This is a genomic window from Methylophaga thalassica (genome assembly GCF_030159795.1).
GTDB lineage: Bacteria > Pseudomonadota > Gammaproteobacteria > Nitrosococcales > Methylophagaceae > Methylophaga > Methylophaga thalassica.
The window spans coordinates 254414-273372 of the sequence record NZ_BSND01000006.1 but is presented as its reverse complement, the minus strand read 5'-3'; the positions used below and the strand labels follow the sequence as shown (position 1 = coordinate 273372).

Below are 18959 nucleotides of genomic sequence, written 5' to 3'. Positions count from 1 at the left end.
TGTTTCGGTGACCCCGTTCTTTAACTGGGTGCACCTATGGAACACCGGTGCCGCATTCAGTCTTTTTGCGAATGGTGGAGGCTGGCAGCGCTACTTTTTTATCGGAATCGCGGTAGTGGTCTCGATTTTTCTGATCAAGCTGATCCTTGAAAATCGTCATAAAGGAGAAGCCATCGCTTACAGTCTTATCCTCGGTGGCGCCATGGGCAACCTGATTGACCGGGTCTTTCGCGGCTATGTTGTGGATTCCTTTGATTTCTATTGGCGAGACTGGCATTGGCCGGCCTTCAACCTGGCTGATATTGCAATTGTCCTCGGTGCCTTACTTTTCGTTTCCAGCAGCTTGTTGGGTAAAAAAGCAAACACCAATGCCGAGTCGGATGGATCTGACTGACACCTACGCCTATACAACACCATGACCGAACTTCCCGACAACATCCTTCACCTGCCGCAATACCAAGTACTGGGCTGCAAATCAACCGACGACGAAATGCACTTCCAGGTGGACGTGCCCGATCCCATCGCCTGCGAGGAATGCGGCGTGCAGGGTGAGTTCGTACGGTTCGGCAAGCGTGACGTTCCCTATCGTGATCTGCCCATCCACGGCAAGCGGGTCACTCTCTGGGTGGTCCGCCGCCGATACACCTGCCGGGCCTGCAAGACAACATTCAGGCCCCAGCTACCGGAGATGGTGGACGGATTCCGTATGACACTGCGGCTGCATGAGTACGTGGAGAAGGAATCCTTCAACCACCCCTACACCTTTGTGGCGGCACAGACCGGCCTGGACGAGAAGACGGTGCGCGACATCTTCAACGCCCGCGCCGAGTTCCTGGGGCGCTGGCACCGCTTCGAGACGCCCCGCATCCTGGGCATTGACGAGCTATACCTGAACAAGCGCTACCGCTGCATTCTGACCAACATTGAGGAGCGAACCCTGCTCGACCTGCTGGCCACCCGCCGCCAAGACGTGGTGACCAACTACCTGATGAAGCTGAAAGACCGGCAGAAGGTCGAGATCGTCAGCATGGACATGTGGAACCCCTACCGGGCAGCGGTCAAGGCTGTGCTGCCCCAGGCCCGTATCGTGGTCGATAAGTTCCATGTGGTGCGCATGGCCAACGATGCCCTAGAGAGAGTGCGCAAGGGCCTCAGAAAGGAGCTGAAACCGTCCCAGAGCCGGACTCTCAAGGGAGACCGGAAAATCCTGCTGAAACGCGCTCACGAAGTCTCAGACCGGGAGCGCCTCATCATGGAGACCTGGACAGGCGCGTTCCCGCAACTGCTGGCCGCCTACGAGCACAAGGAGCGCTTCTACGGCATCTGGGACGCCACCACACGGCTCCAGGCAGAAGCCGCCCTGGACGAGTGGATAGCCACCATCCCGAAGGGCCAAAAGGAAGTCTGGAGCGATCTGGTCAGGGCAGTGGGAAACTGGCGCGAAGAGACCATGACCTACTTCGAGACGGACATGCCCGTCACCAACGCTTACACGGAGTCCATCAACCGACTGGCCAAGGACAAGAACCGTGAAGGGCGCGGTTACTCCTTCGAGGTGATGCGGGCACGAATGCTCTACACCACGAAGCACAAGAAGAAGGCACCGACTGCGAAGGTCTCTCCTTTCTACAAGAAAACCATCGGTTACGGACTGCCGGACTTCGCAGAGGGACTCAACTACGGAGTCGATCTATCAACCATCTGAGGGTGGTATCAGATTGATGGGGTGAAGGTGCCCCATCAACCATTAAATCCGTATACCCCTTTTTTATAAGACTACTTAACTTGTAACTGAGTAAATAAGGTATGTAAGTCCATAACATCCCAATGCTCTGCTAATTGACCATCTTCGACTCTGAAAATATCAATCGCATCAAACTTATACTTGGCATGTGTCGCTGGAATACCTAACCATTCATTATCATGTGTTCCAGAATATGTGCCGTATACCCAAACATACTCATCATTTGCAATGATGTTTTTTAACTCGTAGTTAAAGTCCGGAATAGCTGTGAACCAGTTACTGAAAAACGTTTTAAATCCTTCACTGCCCTGTGATACCGCTGCATTATGCTGAATATAATCTTTTTTCATGTATTTATTAAGGTTTGATAGATCTTTATTAACAAAAACCTCGCCAGCAAAATTGCTCAGTAAGGTTAAGTTTGCTTTAGTTGCTGTGTCAGCCATGGCACTTGCTCCATTAAAAAGTAAGGTTGTTAGTATGAGAATGTGTAAGAAATAGCGTTGCATAATGATGTCCTCTTAGTTGCATTTCATTGACAGGACAAATATTATGTTTGACAGTATCTTTCCGCAAGAAGGCACTTTATAGTTATATACATACAAAAAAGTAACTAATTAAGAGAAACAATGATTTATGATTGAATGGAATGTTTATAATCAACACTGCCCGACCCGTTTAGTACTCGATCGTATTGCTGATAAGTGGACAGTGCTCACTGTTGGTGCACTTGCTGAAGAAACAAAACGCTTTGGTGAGTTACGGCGCGAACTGGACGGTATTTCTCAGAAAATGCTGACCCAGACATTACGTGGACTTGAGCGAGATGGTTTGGTGAGTCGTCAGGTATATCCGACAGTGCCTCCGAAAGTGGAATATTCATTAACCTCACTTGGAAAAACGTTGATTGAATTGCTGGAGGGCATAAGAAATTGGTCGGAAGGCAATATCGAGCATGTTATCGAAGCCCAGCAAGCCTATGATGAACAAGCCACTCAGTAATCGATTTGAGTAGTCTATTTTCAGCTTTAGAGCAGAACCCAGCGCGACAATGAAGGAAAACAATGTACACCGATAATGATCTGGAACAAGCGGTAGAGAAAGGAATATTTACTGCTTCAGCTGTTGAACAATTCCGCGTAGATGCACTGCAACGGCGTAATACCCACTTTGCAGATGAAGAAGATTTCAAACTAGTGTCGAGTTTTAACGATATCTTTGTATTGATGGCCTGTGCTTTATTATTGCTGTCGACGGGCTGGGTCTTACAAGGCATTAGTGCGCCATTAGCTGCGGTGGTGGTGGCGGTGTTGTCTTGGGGATTGGCTGAGTTTTTTGTATTAAAACGAAAAATGGCGCTGCCCGGCATCTTTTTGTTAGTGAGCTTTGTCGGCAGTATATTTGCTGCCGTTGTTTTAGCACTGGGATTACCCTCAGAGAATGGTTTTATGCTGGCGGGCTCGATTGCCGCTATTGCAGCATGGTGTCATTGGAAGCGGTTTAAAGTGCCGATAACGGTCGCTGCTGGCACAGCATCCGCAGTTGTCTTTATCGTCTCGCTATTGGTTTCTCTTTTCCCGATATTGAAGAATTATTTAAGCTGGTTAATGTTCGGCGGTGGCCTGGTGGTATTTATGGTGGCTATGAAATGGGACTCGGCAGATTTAAAACGCGTGACCGGGAAATCCGATGTCGCCTTTTGGTTACATCTGACGGCCGCCCCATTGATTGTGCATCCGATATTCTCTACTTTGGGTATTTTTGATGGTCAACACAGCACTGCTACTCTGGCATTGATTATGGGCTTATATATTCTGCTGACATTGGTGTCATTGGTGATCGATCGCCGGGCATTTATGGTGTCTGCGTTGGTCTATGTGCTGGTGGCATTAACGAAACTATTAGATACCTATGGTCTGGCTGGAGATAGTTTTGCTTATGTTGGTGTTTTTATTGGTTTTTCTTTATTACTTTTATCAGGTTTTTGGCACAAAGTCCGTTACCAGCTAGTGATACGTTTACCTGCGAGCTGGCAGGCTAAAGTGCCAGTGATTCAATGAAAAAGTTTCTGCTGTTTGTAGCTGTTTTTCTACTCTTCCAGCAGTGGCCTACGATAAAAGATGTCCTTTATCCGCCTAAAGATTACTCTTATTTACCCGCCACTTATGTGACGATGTATTCCACAGAATGGTGTGGTTACTGTGCAAAAATGCGTGCATTTATGGCACGAAGAAATATTGCTTATGATGATCTGGATATTGAAAAGTCGGCACAAGCCAAACGTAATTTTGAAGCGCTAGGTGGGAGAGGCGTACCACTATTAGTAGTGAATAAGCATGTAATCCGCAGCTATAACCCCGATCTTGTTTTAAAGTATCTGGACGCCATCCCTGCCAAGTCTGCCGACATAAACTGAAGAGGGTTGGCACTGAGATTGCAAATTTGTCATTGAACTCCAGGACGAGGACATAAAATGACCATTTCAAGCCAATCATCACGAGATGTAACGGCAAATATTGCCACCTTATCAGATAAGTCGGTTGCCCTAATGCATCAACGAAAAATGTCGGATGATGCCGTAGAAACCTTCCAGAGTATTCTGCAAAAAGTGCAGCAGACTAATGATCCGAAAGCGGCATTGAGAAGTTTATCTGCTGATGAACTGGATATAGTCAGGCAGGCTCATAGCTTGGCTGAGCCTATTAACATTTCGGTGTTATCTGATGAAGGGGCGGCTAATCTATTGACTGCTCCCGGCCATACACGAGATTTAAATAATGACGGCCTAACCACAATTGGTGAGGGTAATATGCTTACTTTCCCTCCGGACAATGCACCCGCTTCATTTAAAGCCGCTTGGGAAGAAGCCTCTGATGGGCTATCAATTATGGACATTCCAACTCACATGATCTTTGCCGTAGGGTTAGCAAATATTGGGCGTGAACCAGGTGACCCTAATTGGGTTAACCCTTATGCCAGCCCCGACTATGATTATGGTGCGGCGGTTTCAGAGATTATTGAGAGTGTGGAGTATCAATATAATCACAGTATGATCTCTTTTGAGCAGTATCAGAAAAATATGAGTTTTTATAACAAGTTGACGGATGCCATGGCATAGCGAATAGAACTGACGGCTGTTTGAAACCATAAAAAACGGCAGGCACGCTTCCTTTTTTCGGAGGGAGCCTGCCTGCCGTTTTGCTCAGCTTATCTCGTTTTCACCCAAGACTTTTTAAAATTCCAGTCGTGCTGAGATGTAGGCGGTTCTGGGTGCACCAACATTGATACGATATGGGCTGCCTAAGTTTGCTGGATAATAGGTTTTATCGGTGAGGTTCTTGATGCCTGCCTGTAAGCGTAACTGTTTGTCTTTCCCCATCGGAATGTAATACCAGGCTGCAGTATCGACGATGGTATAGCTCGGTATTTTAAAGCTGTTTTCATCATCACCATAACGAGCTCCGACGTATTCTGCACCTAAGCCTAAACCGAAACTTTTTAATATGCCTTGTTGAAACTCATAAGAGCCCCAAACTCGGGCTTTGTTTTGAGGAATACCGTATGGGCTATTACCCTCTAACGTTTTTTTATCATCATTATCGTTGATAATTTCACTATCCATATGAGTATAAGAGGCGAGAATATTCAGACCAGGTATAAATTGCATGGTCGTGGTTAATTCGACGCCTTTGGTTTCTTCTTCCCCGTTGAGTCTGGCTTGCAGGTTCTCGAATGTCATTACGTTTTCACGTGTTAATTGATACAGCGAAGCCGTAACTCGCACTTTGTCATCCAAAAAGCTCGATTTAATACCCACTTCATATTGCGTGGCTTCTTCCGGTGCCATGCTATTTTCGCCACTGATCTGACCTGCGGTGACATCAGGGTAGTTAGGGGTAAATGACTCAGACCAGGAACCATATACAGAAAAGGCATCGGTGAGATGGTACAACAAGCCCACTTGACCACTCACATTATGATTATCGCCTTTGATATTTACTGCTAAAGGATCATCGAGTTTAGTGAAGAGTAGGTTGGCGCCTTGTTGGTAATAAATTTTGTCATTACGTTCAATTTCAAACCGATCATAACGAAGCCCTGCTAGTAGATTCAGGCGGTCAGTCAAATAAGCCAGGTTTTGAATAGACAGTCCGTACTCGGTATATTCCGCATCATTTTTACTGACGCTAGTCTGTGATTGCTTAGTATAGGCTGGGTTATTTGAGCTATAGATATCAATCACATCAAGATAGGGTGCATACAGACTGCCGGATATATTTTGCATGGCAAACCCATCCGTATGACGGATATTGCGTTTGTGCAGGTTTGCACCGATATAAAGTGTATTATCAATATCGCCAAAACGATAATCACCAGTCAGACTATTAGAAATAAAGAAGTCATCTTCTGTGACATTCAGATTGGAATCAGCCGTACGAATCAGCAGGCCGTTTGCTTGTACAGCCGCGCCATTAGCGGAAGTTCTAATTGCAGATAGATTACTTATATCAACTGGCCCAGTACCTAAAGTCCAGCTATCATTCAGTCCACGTAATGGTCGTGCCTGGTAATCATCAAACTTTTTCTGGTAATAACCCAGCTTTAATTGGTTTTTCCAGCCATTATCAAACTCATGGTCAAAATCAAACTGAATTTGTTTTTCTGTGCTGTCACGCTCATCAAACTGACTTCCCAGTCGTCGCTCTTCTGGAAGATTCGCAATGTGCAATTCACCACTGGCATCGGCGACGGCAACCGTGCCACGGTCAATCGGTAATGTTTGATCAACGTGTAATAAACTCAAGGTAAAGGTATTGTTTGCATCCGGGGTATAACTAAATGAAGGTGCGATAGTCAGGCCTCTGATATCAGCACGATGATCACCGGTTACAGTTTGTGTTTCACGGAAACTTTCTGAGTCTTCACCTGCCACAATCAAGCGATATTGGAGAACATCATTCAGTGGTCCTGTGCTGTCCAAGGTCAGTTTACGGCGGCCATGTTCATCAAAATCAGCTTGAAGGCTGTTGCTTTTAATGGTTTGTGGCTTTTTAGTAATGATATTAATTAAACCACCGGGACTGACCTGACCATGCAAAACAGAGGCAGGCCCGAGAATGGCTTCCACACGGTCAATGGTGGCTACATCGACGTTATGGCGGTTACTCACCGGGTTTCCATCAACAAATAGACGGTTATTGGTAAATCCACGAATATTGACCTGAATCTCAACGCCACCGAAACCATGAGCACGAGTAATGCCTGCCACATTTTGTAACACATCATCCAGATGAGTGGCGTTTTGATCCAGAATAAGCTGCTCTGGTAACACCTGTACTGAACGAGGCAACTCATTCACGTCCGTATCAAAGCCAGTCGCAGAGCCGGCGATATCGAATTCATAACGATTAAGGTCCGTTCCCATAACAACAAGCGGGGCTAAATCATGTACAGCCTGTTCTTGTTATTGCTGTTCAAGCAGCGTCACAGTGTTAGCATCCATAAAACGATAAGATAACTGTGTACCCGCAAGAAGCGCTTGCAAGGCTTGTTCAGCCGTATATTGACCATTAACCGGCGCACTTATTTTGCTTTTTGTGAGAGCACCATCACTACTCAGGAAAATACCTGACTGAGCTGAAAAAAGGTTCAGGCTCTTACTTAAATTATCTGCCGGGATATTAAAATGAATTAATTTTGCTGGGGTTGTTTGTTGTTCGGCTACATCATCAGCTATAGCTGTTGAAGGCATAACAGAAGCAGATGCGAGCATGATCAGTAGCGGTAAAGCCTTGAGGCTTGATGATATGAAACGTTGTTTAGCAGGCATAGTGTTCCTCTTTAAGGTTGTTATTAACAGAGGAAACGAATGAGTCTGAAAAAAGGGCAAATTTTTTAATAATTAATTTGCAGGCACTATACTGACCCACCATGGTGAGAGTGAGCGAACTTTTATGGGTAAAGAGGCTGTCAGCATCGATAAAACACGTGCCTGATCCTGGGTAGGAAAGCTGCCAACAACGGCTAAAGTGGCGACATCCGGGGAAACCCCAATATGACCACGATGGTATCGACCGAGCTGGTCGACGAGTTCAGCCAGCGTCATTTGATCAGCAACAATCACCCCTGTAATCCAGGCACTTTGCTGAATGTTCGCGTTTGATAGCCGAAGTTCACCGGTATCAGCGAAGGTAGCTTGTTTGCCTGCAGCCAGAATGTGCTGCTGTGTTTTAGTCTTTACTGCAACGCGGCCTTCATAAACCGTTAATTGGGTTTCTGTTGCTTGTTGATAGACATTGAAACGTGTGCCAAGCGCCTGCATTTGACCTTGTTGGCTACTAACCCAAAAAGAACGCTGCTGACGATCCGGGGCTGTTTCTATCAGGATTTCGCCTTGAACAAGTTCGATATGTCGTTGCTGCTGGTTATAGTCGATATTGATGGCAGTATCAGTATTGAGCCAAATATGACTACCATCGGCTAAAACAATGTCTTTTTGCTCGCCAATGCCAGTACGGAAATCGGCACGCATTGCCCGAGCCATAGAAGACAGCGGTGGATATTGCCAGCTGACTAAGCCGGTGCCACCCACTACAGCGGCAAATAACAGGCTGCGAAGCAGGGCACGTCTTCCAAGTGTATGCTGCTGTAATTTTGAGAGCGTGTTAGAAGTGTTATTTACTTGATTCTCTTGATGAATAATGGAAAAGCGTTGACTAATTTTTTCAACATAATGCCAGGCACGTTGATGGGCAGGGCTTTCTGACAGCCATGCTTTTAAACGCTGGTGATCCTCTTCAGTGGCTTCTGCTGATTCCAGATGTGCAAACCAACTGGCAGCTTGTTCCAGTATGTCGAAGTCTGGTAATTCGTTTTCAACGTTGAACTGGCTCATTTCAGTTTATTGGCTGGTTTCTAATTCAAGTTGAACACGTAAGCAAAGTGACATTGCCTTTGCCATATAATTTTTTACGGTTCGTTCTGAGATGCCCATTTCAGAAGAAATTTCGCGGTAGGTTTTGCCGTGCAACTGCGATAACAGAAAGGTCTGCATAATTTTTTCTGGCAGCCTGCTCAGCATGGAATCAAGTTCATATATCGTCTCAACGAGAATGGCCTGTTGTTCGGCAGATAAAGCATGATCTTCGGGCTGCGCGGCAAGGGTTTCCAACCAGGTTCTTTCCACTTCCTGGTGGCGCCAATGATCCACACATAAACCCTGAGCAACCCGACTCAGCCAAGCGCGAATACCTTCCTGACTATCGAACTCTTGGGGCTTGCGTAATAGCCGTAGAAAGGTGTCTTGTGCTAAATCAGCAGCCAATTCGTTACAGCCCATGCGCCGATATATCAATTGTCTCAGCCAGCTGAGATTATCTACATATAAATAGTCAATGGCAGAGCTTGGATGATTCATAGTGTCTTTCACCTGTGACTCAGATCATAAATTTACAGACAGTCTACATTATAATGAGAACTATTTTTATTTGCAGGTAAAATACACCATAAATTATGGTAGTCAGTGCTACCGTCCTTGAGCAAAGACCTCAGTTGGCTGAATAGGACAGGACAAGGTGTTTGCAGGCAAGGCTGAAAAATAGAAGGGACAGCCTCAGCTTGAGAGGTCCTAAATAGATCGGAGGTGAGCAATCATCACTTAACAAAACTGAGCTCAACTTTGTAATAGTCATATTTCACTTTGACAGAAAACGTTAAATTCCGTAAATTAATATAAATAATAATCATTGTTATTTAGTTTACGGAAAATTAATATGAAACAAGTCAATAGCACGGCTCTTCGGCCTGGCTCCTCTTTTCTATTGTTAAGCAGCCTGATCTTGGCCAGTTTACCTGTTCAATCTGAAGATAGTGTTGAGCTGCCTCGCGTGGAAGTGACGTCAGGTGGCGTAGCGGAAAACAGCTATATCCCACTGGAAAAGAGCCCAAGGTAGGCAAGATGAGTGTGCCAATCGAAGATAGTCCCTATTCGATTGCAGTCATCGACCAGAGTTTTATTCAGGATACCGGGGCTAAAACAATACAAGATGCATTGTTGTATACATCAGGTGTTTATTCTGGTGCCTATGGTCTTGATACTCGAGTCGATGTAGCAAATATCAGAGGGATTTCACCATCACTTTACCTAGATGGATTACGCCAGCTTTATGGTTCGTATAATAGTGTGAGAACAAATCCGTATTCATTAGAGAGCATAGAAGTTTTAAAAGGCCCCTCCTCTGTTTTGTATGGACAGGGTGAATTAGGTGGCATAGTGAACTCAGTATCTAAGTTGCCTAAAGATGAGCAACAGGGCGAAATATGGGCACAATATGGTTCGTTTAATCGTAAGCAATTAGCTTTTGATGTAACTGGGCCAGCAACAGAAGATGGCAAACTTCTATACCGAGTAGTGGGTTTGCAGCGAGATAGTGAGACACAGGTCGATCATGTAGATGATGATGGATTTTTTATATCGCCATCATTTACCTGGCGCCCTTCGGATGACACAAGCTTTACAGTTTTATTTAATCGTCAACAAAACTCAGGTCAAGTCTCTGCACAGTTTTTGCCTCAGTCGGTTACTTTGGATTCCGGAGTCTTGGGTAGAGTTTCTTCGGATACTTTTGTCGGTGAGCCTGGTTGGGATAGATATGATCGCGACAAGACAGAAATTACATTGATGCTGGATCATAATTTGAACGATGCATGGAAATTCTCGTCAGTTGCTCGTTATACTGAGTCAAAAACAGCTACAAGAGAGCATTGGGCCAGAGTTGGTGCAACGGTAAGTCCAACAGGGGATATTACGAGAAGTATTTACATGGCAGACAAAGAGACTCGTATTTTTAACATTGATACACGACTGGAAGGTCTCTTTGACATAGGTGTCACAAAGCATAATGTATTAATTGGTATCGATCACCAAGATGCTCTTTGGGAAGAGGATAACTATATAAGTGCTTCTAATGGCGGAACATCTATTAATTTATATAATCCAGTCTATGGCAATTTAAACACTGCAGCTTTGGCAAATCCATCTGACAGACCTGATAATCAGATCAGACAAACAGGTTTTTATATTGCTGATCACATGGAAATTGGTCCAGTTGTGCTCTCAGCTGCTTTAAGACGTGATTGGGCAAAAAATACTTTATTGGCAGTATCTGGGCCAAATACAAAAAGTGATGAAAAAGAGACAACTGGCAGAGCTGGAATCATGTATCGGTTCGACAATGGCTTTTCGCCTTATGCCAGTTATGCTGAAGCATTCACTATGAATTTGGGGACTGACGGTACCGCAGCAGCTAATACACTTGATCCAACAACAGGTGTACAAAGAGAATATGGTTTTAAATATCTATCTGAAGATAAAACCCTAGCTATCACTGCCGCTTATTTTGATATCACTCAGAATAAGCGTATCAAGCAAGGTAGCACTCCTGGAGGTGTTTCTCAAACTGGAGCAACGATTGATGGCTGGGAGTTACAAGTTAATAAACGCTGGAATAAATATGAGACCCAGTTTTCTTATACAGATATGAATGCTGATGATGCTGAAACAGGCGAACGCCTAGCTTTTGTTGCTGAAAAGGTAGCCTCATGGTGGAATAAATATTACTTTGACACTAATTGGCGCGTTGGTGCTGGTGTTCGTTATATCGGTACGAATGTAGGCTCAGGTGGTGCACCAGAAGTACCATCAGTGACGTTATATGACGCAATGATTGGTTATAGTTATAAAAATTGGGACTTATCACTTGATGCTAAGAACCTATCAGATAACGAGTATATTGCATGGTGCCGTGCAGAAGGCTTCGACTGCGGCTTTGGCGAACGTAGAAACGTAACAGCAAACGTTCGTTACCACTTCTAATCATCATTTTTTAGAAATAAAAGGCTCCGAAAGGGGCCTTTTTTATGCAGATAAATCAGGTTTTTGGTCTGATATCGGTTAGAATAACCCTTTTGTTTATCTGGAAATTTTATGAGCGATCTGCCTAATTGTCCTGCCTGTGGTTCTGAATACACCTATCAGGATCAAGCCATGTTTGTCTGCCCTGAGTGTGCCCATGAGTGGCAGGAAGCTGAGAGTAGTGCTTCTGCTGATGAAGGTGTCATTCGTGATTCAAACGGTAATGTTCTGCAGGATGGCGATACCGTCACGGTCATTAAAGATCTGAAAGTAAAAGGATCTTCTGCGGTGGTGAAGGTGGGTACCAAAGTGAAAAATATCCGTCTGGTAGGTGGTGATCACGATATCGATTGTAAAATTGATGGTATCGGCGCGATGAAACTCAAATCTGAGTTTGTTAAAAAAGCCTAATTCATACATTTATTGCCCTGTTTATTCTGACAGGGCAATTTTTCTTCTATCATTTTTGTCCAAGCTACTTCATAGGTCAGTAACTTTTGTTTTAGGAATAGCTGATGGATAAAAACGCTGCTGAGCAATTTGCACATGAGTGGATTGCGGCATGGAATAGTCACGATCTGACGCAAATTTTATCGCATTATGATGATGATTTTGAAATGACGTCACCATTGATTGTGAAATTAATGGGGGAACCCTCGGGTAAGCTTAAGGGAAAAAAAGTGATAGGTGATTACTGGGCGAAAGGCCTGGAAAAATATCCGTCATTACATTTTAAGCTTCAGCATATTTTATGTGGCGCAGGCAGTCTGACACTTATTTACGATGGTATCAGTGGTATTTCAGCTGAGGTTCTACACTTTGGTCCGTCAGGTAAGGTGTGCCGATCTTATGCTCATTATCTCCCTGATGAAGACTGATAAGACAACGACATGAATTCACAGTCAAACTACTGGGCAATAGTGCAGGAAGAGACTACGGGCTGTGGTATCGCCGCCTGCGCTAATCTTGCTCAGATAAGTTATGCCGAGGCTAAGCAACTTGCAAATTCGCTCGGCATTTATGCTGAGGATAAAAGATTATGGTCAGAGACTGCTCATATCAGACAGTTATTATCAGCATTAAATATCTCTGTCAGCGAGAAACAAACAGATTTTGATTCATGGGATAAATTACCTGAAAAAGCATTAATTGCATTGAAATGGCATGAAAAAGTGGGAAATGCCTTCTGGCATTGGGCCATTTTTATGCGCCAAGGCAACGATGCTATTGTGATTGATTCAGCTCAACGTTTGAAATCACCCATCAGAACAGACTTTGGCAGAATCAAGCCAAAATGGTTTATTGAGGTTGAGTGATGGCGGATATTGTTTTTATTTCACACGGCGGTGGTCCTTTACCTTTATTAGGTGATCCAACGCATCATCAGTTGGTGGAGAGCCTCACTCAAATTACTGAACGGCTCAAAAAGCCAAAAGCGATTATTGTGGTGAGTGCACATTGGGAAGCCCGCCATGTCAGGGTAACTCATCAAAAAAAGTCGGATTTACTTTACGATTATTATGGTTTTCCTGAAGAGTCTTATAACTTCAAATATCCTTGTAATGGCCTACCTGAGTTAGCAGAAAAAATAGTATGTACACTACAAAAAGCGCATATCGATGCTGAGTTAGAGAATGAAAGGGGACTCGATCACGGGGTGTTTGTGCCTTTGATGATTATGTATCCCGAAGCAGATATTCCTTGTATTCAAGTCTCTTTAGTGAAAGGGTTGGAGCCAGATCTACATATAAGGATCGGTGAGATTATTGCTGATTGTGCAGATGAAGATGTATTAATTATTGGCTCCGGTTTTTCATTCCATAATATGCGCGCATTTTTCACAAAAGAGGATCTAGTGCATCAACAAATGAATCAATCTTTTGAAGATTGGCTGATGGAAACATGCTCCAGTCAGAATATGACTGAAGAAGAGAGAAGAATGCGGTTTCAACTCTGGGATGAAGCGCCCTATGCTCGCTATTGTCACCCGAGAGAAGAACATCTATTACCGTTGCACGTTTGTTATGGTGCGGCTCGCAGAGCCTGTGATTCCGTTTACTCGCTCTCGATACTGGCTAAACAAGCGAGTCTGTATTTATGGTCATCTAATATCTAAACAACCAAGTATTAAATTCATGGTAAGTGCTTACTTCGGAGTATGCTTTCGCACCGTGAAATCCAGAATGCAGGCAATCAGTGCGATCCCCGTTGCACCCATCACTACACCCGTCCATTCATAATGTTGATACAGCATCACAGAAAACCAGGAACCAAATGCACCACCAATAAAATAACAAGTCATATATGCAGAGGTAAGTCTGTTGCGAATGTCTGGATGTAGAGCATAAATCTTATTTTGATTACTCACGTGGACTAGCTGTACTGCTAAATCCAGAAGTAATACGCCGATTAAAAGAGCAACAAGTGAGATTGGTGCATTGAAAAGAATTACCCAACTCACTAATAAACTCAGTAAACCCAGCCGTGTACCCAGATCACCTTTACCAGCATCTGCTAACTTTCCGGCCCATGTGGCAGCAAATACTCCTGCTACGCCGACAAGCCCAAATAAACCGATGGTGGCATCGCTATATTCATAAGGTGGCTTGGCTAATAAGAAGGCAAGAGGCGTCCAGAACATACTAAAAAGTGCGAATGACAACATGCCGAGAATTGAGCGATAACGGAGTATAGGTTCTTTCACAAATAAACCAAACACAGACACCAATATCTGCCGATAGCTCATATCATTGTTATTGTGATAAGACGGTAGAAAGCGAGCTAAAGCTAATGTTGTGATGAACATAGCTACAGATGCAAACCAATAGATATAACGCCAGCTACCCATACTGGACAAACCGCCGGAAACGACCCGAGCTAGCAGTATGCCTAATAATAATCCACCCATAATGGTGCCAATCACTTTGCCACGCTGTTGGTCAGAGGCCAGCGTTGCTCCCAATGGAAGTAAAACTTGAGCAACAACGGAGCTGAGACCGGTTATCGCAGTACCAAGTAATAACCATGGCAGATTGGTTGAAAAGCCACTGATAAGCAAGCCGATAGTGGCAAATAGACTCATCACGATGATGAGCTTGCGGCGCTCTAACCTGTCCGCCAAAGGCACCAGAAATAGTAAGCCAATGCCATAACTGAGCTGTGCCGTAGTTACGATATTGCCGGCTGATGAGTGGCTTAACCCAAACTCAGAAGCGATTGTATCTAGTAGTGGTTGGGCGTAGTAATTACTTGCTACGGCAATGCCGGTAGCCGTTGCCATGAGTAAAACCAGACCTTGAGTTAATACGGTTTGTTGCTTTGTCATAAAGATCATTTACTAAGTCAGTTAGGCATACTATGCGGTGTTCATATTGATGATTCAAATGTATTGTTATCATAAGAGTCATCTTAAAAAGAGATAGATAAATGAATCTCAGGCAAATTGAATATGTTGTCGCTATCGCTGAAGAGTCCAGCTTTACTCTGGCGGCACAGCGGTGTCATACGGTTCAGTCAGCGTTAAGCCATCAGATTGCAAAACTGGAAGAAGAACTGGGCGTTGTCTTATTTGAGCGAACATCAAGAAAAGTCTCTTTAACTCTAGCTGGGCAGGCGTTTGTCGAGCAGGCAAAACGGACTTTAGACGCTGTACAGAAAATCTATGTGGACGTAACTGCGACTTCCGGGCTTGTCTCAGGTCGTTTGAATGTTGGCATGATTTCAGCGATGACAGCGGTGGATATCGTTTCCTCATTAGCCCAGTTCCATCAGCGTTATCCTAATGTCGAGGTTGGCTTAAAAACCGCAGGCAGTGAACGACTAATTGCCGATGTGTTGAATCATCGCTTGGATGTCGCCTTTATCGGGCTTTGGCTGGATGAAGTTCTATCAGGTTACGAATATATTCGTATAGCCGAAGAAGCGCTTGTTACCGTTTTGCCAATGAGTCACTCCCTTTGTCAGCATAAAGAATTATCTCTTCATCAATTGGCCTCAGAGCCGATGGTGAATTACCCTAAAGATAGCAGTGCCCGACGTCAGACCGATGAGGCATTTCTCAGCGCGGGACTGTCTTCAAATGTAAAGTTTGTGGTTGATCACGTCAGTTTGATCGAACAGTTAGTAGCTCGCGGCCTTGCTTATGGCATTGTACCGGAGCCTGTTGCAGCAAACTTTTCTGGTATAAAAGCGATACCGATAAAAGAGGCACCAAAACGCGCTTTATACATGATCTGGTCTAAAGGGCCGAGTCCAGCTGCGCAAGCGTTTATGTCACTTATTCATGAACTTTTATAGCTAGCCTAGGTCTGTTTTTTGTTTTGCAAAAAGTCAGCTCTGTGCACGCTGACTCAGCATTTATTTGATTAAACCGACTTTAATGTTTGCAGAAATTTATCTGAGGTTTCTCCTCGAAAACAAGGCCAAAGTGATTTTGAAATACACCAAGTCTGGTGTGAGCCAGAGATTACGGAAGCCACAGTTCTTACCAAAAATAAGAGGGCTGGGCTGCAAGAAGAAGGAACTAAAATAATGAGGAAAATACTTTTAGCGACAACATTTTTGTTGATGAATATCGGTACAGCTCAAGCTGCGTCGGTAGAAATTCCGACGCAACGTTTTGATTTATCACTTACAAATTCTGCAAGTTTTGCCAATGACTCAACAAGGCTTGCATCAATTATTGAAAATTTCGGTGGTCGATTGAATCAAGGTACGATGCCTTCGAACCTGATCATTCAGCTTTTTGACGCTCCAGCCCCAAGCCTATCTTCAGTACCGGCTCCTGCGGCCGTGTGGTTATTGGCTCCAGCATTAGGCCTGTTTGCTTTAGTGAGACGTAAAGTCGAAGCCTAATAACCCCTGTTCATAACATGAAAGCCATGATGAAAGTCGTGGCTTTTTTTGCTCGCAATTTAGCAGCTCATAGACAGCTGTCCGCTAAACACATAGGCTATTGCAACAAAATTTTATTGGGATAGACAAGATGGCAAGTGTCGGTTTATTAGCGCTGGTGGATGACATAGCATCGTTACTTGATGATGTCTCATTGATGACAAAAGTCGCTGCCAAGAAGACAGCTGGTGTGTTAGGTGATGATCTCGCTCTCAATGCACAACAAGTAACTGGGGTAGACCCCAAACGCGAGTTGCCCGTGGTGTGGGCCGTCGCCAAAGGCTCCTATTTAAATAAGTTAATTTTAGTGCCATTGGCTTTAGTTATTAGTGCCGTTTTCCCCATTGGTGTAACCATCTTATTAATGCTCGGTGGTTTGTTTCTTTGTTATGAAGGTATGGAAAAGCTGGCCCATAAATGGTTACCACATGAAGAAAGTGATAACGAGCATAAGAAAAAACTGGCCGCAGCTACCACAGATGAAAACGTCGACATCAAAGCCTATGAACGCAAAAAAATAAAAGGGGCGATCAGAACAGACTTTATTCTGTCTGCTGAGATTATTGTGATTGCTCTTGGTGTTGTGCAGGGGGAGACTTTTCTAACGCAAGCTGTTGTCGTGTCTTTGATAGCCATTGTGATGACCTCAGGCGTATATGGCCTGGTAGCTGGCATAGTCAAATTCGATGATGCTGGTCTGGCCTTAATTAAGTATGGTCAGGGCGGTAGCAAGTTTGATGGTTTCCAGCGCAAGCTGGGTCAGGTCATTCTATTTCTTGCACCGAAGTTGATGAAGTTTCTATCAGTAGTAGGAATGATCGCCATGTTCTTAGTCGGTGGTGGTATTTTGGTGCATGGGTTACCTTTTTTACACCACCTATTAGAGGTATTGAATACATCGATGGGCGCAGTGATGAAGCTTATGATGCCCGTGTTATTTAACGGTGGTGTCGGCCTAATTGCTGGAGTGATTGTGTTATCCATTGTGACAGGCATTAAGAAATTGTTTTAAACAAATGGGCCAGCCTAATTTGGACTGGCCCATTTTTCTATATAAGACCAAACGCCAACATTGCATTCGCCACACGTCTGAAACCGGCAATATTTGCGCCCAGCACATAGTTATGTGGCTCACCAAACTCTTCAGCCGTCTGACAGCAGGTTTTATGAATATGGTTCATGATTTCATGCAAACGATCTTCACTATATTCATAGCTACTACTGTGCGTAGCATTCAACTGCATTTCTAAAGCTGATGATGCGACACCGCCGGCATTGGCTGCTTTACCGGGAGCAAACGCGACATTATTTTTCTGCAAAATCTTAATGGCTTCCGGGGTGCTGGGCATATTGGCGCCTTCACATACGGCTAAACAACCATTATCGACCAGCTTTTGAGCATCTTCGGCTTCCAGTTCATTCTGGGTGGCACAGGGCATGGCGATATCACAGGGAATGTCCCAGATATTCCCGTTTTCGATGTACTCAGCATCTGGATGACTATCGAGATAGGTGTAGATTCGTTGTCTTTCGACTTCTTTAATACGAATAATGGCATCCACATCGATGCCGTTTTGATCGATGATGACACCGCCCGAATCAGAACAAGCAATGACTTTTGCACCTGAAGCGCGGAGCTTTTCCATCGCATAAGTGGCCACATTACCCGAGCCCGACACCAGAGCAATTTTATCTTTTAGTTCTTCTCCATGAACTGCTCTGAGCATATCTTCACAAAAGAATACGGCGCCGTATCCTGTCGATTTTTTACGAATGAGCGTGCCGCCCCAACCTGGACTTTTACCGGTAATAACACCTGCTTCGTAACGTTGAGTAATACGTTTATATTGACCAAATAGATAGCCAATTTCTCTGGCACCCACACCAATATCACCGGCGGGCACATCAGTTGATTCGCCAATATGACGATAAAGGCTAGTCATAAAGCTTTGGCAGAAGCGCATAACTTCACGATCCGATTTACCTTTTGGATCAAAGTCAGAACCGCCTTTACCACTGCCAATAGGCAGACCCGTCAGTGCATTCTTGAAGGTTTGTTCAAAAGCGAGAAACTTGATGGTGCCCAGCGTGACGCTTGGGTGAAAACGTAAGCCACCTTTGTATGGGCCAAGCGAACTGTTGAAGCCCACACGAAAGCCGCGATTGATGTGGATTTGACCATCATCATCTTCCCAGGGAACACGGAAAATAATTTGTCGCTCAGGTTCACATAAGCGTTCGATAATTTTTTGTTCGTGATATTCAGGATGACGTTCTAATACCGGGGTTAAGGTTTCAAGCACTTCATATAAGGCTTGGTGAAACTCTGGTTCTCCCGGATTACGGCTGATGATTTGCTGATAGATAGATTCCATTGTTCTAGACTTAAGATCCTGTTTATTGGTTGGT

Annotated in this window: 22 protein-coding genes; 15 read left to right on the top strand and 7 right to left on the bottom strand. The window is 44.5% G+C overall.

What is annotated here, in order from left to right:
* On the top strand, nt 1-394 hold a 394-nt coding region (gene lspA, locus QQL60_RS12285; protein ID WP_284723493.1), incomplete at its 5' end, for a signal peptidase II.
* Nucleotides 395-415: 21 nt separating this feature from the next.
* A complete protein-coding gene (locus QQL60_RS12280; RefSeq protein ID WP_284723492.1) occupies nt 416-1705 on the top strand; it encodes an ISL3-like element ISPpu12 family transposase in 1290 nt (429 codons plus the stop codon).
* Between the two features lie 71 nt (nt 1706-1776).
* Here QQL60_RS12280 and QQL60_RS12275 read toward each other — a convergent pair whose 3' ends face one another.
* The gene (locus QQL60_RS12275) at nt 1777-2190 is read right to left on the bottom strand and encodes an ester cyclase (protein ID WP_284723491.1); all 414 of its coding nucleotides are present in this window, start codon (nt 2188-2190) and stop codon (nt 1777-1779) included.
* Nucleotides 2191-2380: 190 nt separating this feature from the next.
* On the opposite strand from QQL60_RS12275, the gene QQL60_RS12270 reads away from it, so the two are divergent.
* The 4 genes from QQL60_RS12270 (at nt 2381) to QQL60_RS12255 (ending at nt 4862) form a co-directional block, all read left to right on the top strand.
* Entirely contained in the window at nt 2381-2746 is a 366-nt protein-coding gene (locus QQL60_RS12270) for a winged helix-turn-helix transcriptional regulator (protein ID WP_007144148.1), read from the top strand.
* A 62-nt stretch (nt 2747-2808) separates the two neighbouring features.
* Nucleotides 2809-3804, top strand: coding sequence for a hypothetical protein (locus tag QQL60_RS12265; protein ID WP_007144147.1), 996 nt, complete (start codon nt 2809-2811; stop codon nt 3802-3804).
* Nucleotides 3801-4160, top strand: a complete 360-nt coding sequence (locus QQL60_RS12260; RefSeq protein ID WP_284451436.1) for a glutaredoxin family protein — start codon at nt 3801-3803, stop codon at nt 4158-4160. Before QQL60_RS12265 ends, QQL60_RS12260 begins: the two co-directional genes overlap by 4 nt.
* Nucleotides 4161-4217: 57 nt before the next feature.
* Nucleotides 4218-4862, top strand: a complete 645-nt coding sequence (locus QQL60_RS12255; RefSeq protein ID WP_284723490.1) for a hypothetical protein — start codon at nt 4218-4220, stop codon at nt 4860-4862.
* A gap of 114 nt (nt 4863-4976) precedes the next feature.
* Here QQL60_RS12255 and QQL60_RS12250 read toward each other — a convergent pair whose 3' ends face one another.
* From QQL60_RS12250 to QQL60_RS12235, 4 genes are all read right to left on the bottom strand, one after another.
* Entirely contained in the window at nt 4977-7169 is a 2193-nt protein-coding gene (locus QQL60_RS12250; protein WP_284723489.1) for a TonB-dependent siderophore receptor, read from the bottom strand.
* A gap of 39 nt (nt 7170-7208) precedes the next feature.
* A complete protein-coding gene (locus QQL60_RS12245; RefSeq protein ID WP_284723488.1) occupies nt 7209-7574 on the bottom strand; it encodes an STN domain-containing protein in 366 nt (121 codons plus the stop codon).
* A 72-nt stretch (nt 7575-7646) separates the two neighbouring features.
* Nucleotides 7647-8639 (bottom strand): FecR family protein, encoded by a 993-nt coding sequence (locus QQL60_RS12240; RefSeq protein WP_284723487.1) that lies wholly within the window; start codon nt 8637-8639, stop codon nt 7647-7649.
* A 6-nt stretch (nt 8640-8645) separates the two neighbouring features.
* Complete coding sequence (locus QQL60_RS12235) at nt 8646-9161, bottom strand: sigma-70 family RNA polymerase sigma factor (RefSeq protein ID WP_284723486.1); 516 nt, start codon at nt 9159-9161, stop codon at nt 8646-8648.
* Nucleotides 9162-9516: 355 nt separating this feature from the next.
* Here QQL60_RS12235 and QQL60_RS12230 point away from each other — a divergent pair, with 355 nt between their 5' ends.
* The 6 genes from QQL60_RS12230 to QQL60_RS12205 all read left to right on the top strand — a co-directional run bounded on the left by QQL60_RS12230 (nt 9517) and on the right by QQL60_RS12205 (nt 13773).
* Entirely contained in the window at nt 9517-9696 is a 180-nt protein-coding gene (locus tag QQL60_RS12230; RefSeq protein ID WP_284723485.1) for a hypothetical protein, read from the top strand.
* A gap of 5 nt (nt 9697-9701) precedes the next feature.
* Nucleotides 9702-11618 carry a TonB-dependent siderophore receptor gene (locus tag QQL60_RS12225; protein ID WP_284723484.1) on the top strand — a complete coding sequence of 639 codons (1917 nt, stop codon included), beginning with the start codon at nt 9702-9704 and terminating at the stop codon, nt 11616-11618.
* Between the two features lie 111 nt (nt 11619-11729).
* A complete protein-coding gene (locus QQL60_RS12220) occupies nt 11730-12068 on the top strand; it encodes a zinc ribbon domain-containing protein YjdM (RefSeq protein ID WP_007144140.1) in 339 nt (112 codons plus the stop codon).
* 104 nt (nt 12069-12172) lie between these two features.
* Entirely contained in the window at nt 12173-12535 is a 363-nt protein-coding gene (locus QQL60_RS12215; RefSeq protein WP_284723483.1) for a nuclear transport factor 2 family protein, read from the top strand.
* A gap of 12 nt (nt 12536-12547) precedes the next feature.
* The gene (locus QQL60_RS12210) at nt 12548-12973 is read left to right on the top strand and encodes a hypothetical protein (RefSeq protein WP_284723482.1); all 426 of its coding nucleotides are present in this window, start codon (nt 12548-12550) and stop codon (nt 12971-12973) included.
* Entirely contained in the window at nt 12973-13773 is an 801-nt protein-coding gene (locus tag QQL60_RS12205; protein ID WP_284723481.1) for a DODA-type extradiol aromatic ring-opening family dioxygenase, read from the top strand. Before QQL60_RS12210 ends, QQL60_RS12205 begins: the two co-directional genes overlap by 1 nt.
* Nucleotides 13774-13803: 30 nt before the next feature.
* Here the strand turns inward: QQL60_RS12205 and QQL60_RS12200 are convergent, their stop codons facing one another.
* Entirely contained in the window at nt 13804-14982 is a 1179-nt protein-coding gene (locus QQL60_RS12200; protein WP_007144135.1) for an MFS transporter, read from the bottom strand.
* A 101-nt stretch (nt 14983-15083) separates the two neighbouring features.
* On the opposite strand from QQL60_RS12200, the gene QQL60_RS12195 reads away from it, so the two are divergent.
* The 3 genes from QQL60_RS12195 to QQL60_RS12185 all read left to right on the top strand — a co-directional run bounded on the left by QQL60_RS12195 (nt 15084) and on the right by QQL60_RS12185 (nt 17562).
* Nucleotides 15084-15953: a LysR family transcriptional regulator gene (locus QQL60_RS12195; protein WP_007144134.1), complete on the top strand. Its 870-nt coding sequence runs from the start codon at nt 15084-15086 to the stop codon at nt 15951-15953.
* 234 nt (nt 15954-16187) lie between these two features.
* Nucleotides 16188-16511: a hypothetical protein gene (locus QQL60_RS12190; protein ID WP_284723480.1), complete on the top strand. Its 324-nt coding sequence runs from the start codon at nt 16188-16190 to the stop codon at nt 16509-16511.
* A gap of 130 nt (nt 16512-16641) precedes the next feature.
* Nucleotides 16642-17562: a DUF808 domain-containing protein gene (locus QQL60_RS12185; protein WP_284723479.1), complete on the top strand. Its 921-nt coding sequence runs from the start codon at nt 16642-16644 to the stop codon at nt 17560-17562.
* Between the two features lie 37 nt (nt 17563-17599).
* Here the strand turns inward: QQL60_RS12185 and gdhA are convergent, their stop codons facing one another.
* A complete protein-coding gene (gdhA, locus tag QQL60_RS12180) occupies nt 17600-18925 on the bottom strand; it encodes an NADP-specific glutamate dehydrogenase (RefSeq protein ID WP_284451449.1) in 1326 nt (441 codons plus the stop codon).
* Nucleotides 18926-18959: the final 34 nt, after the last annotated feature.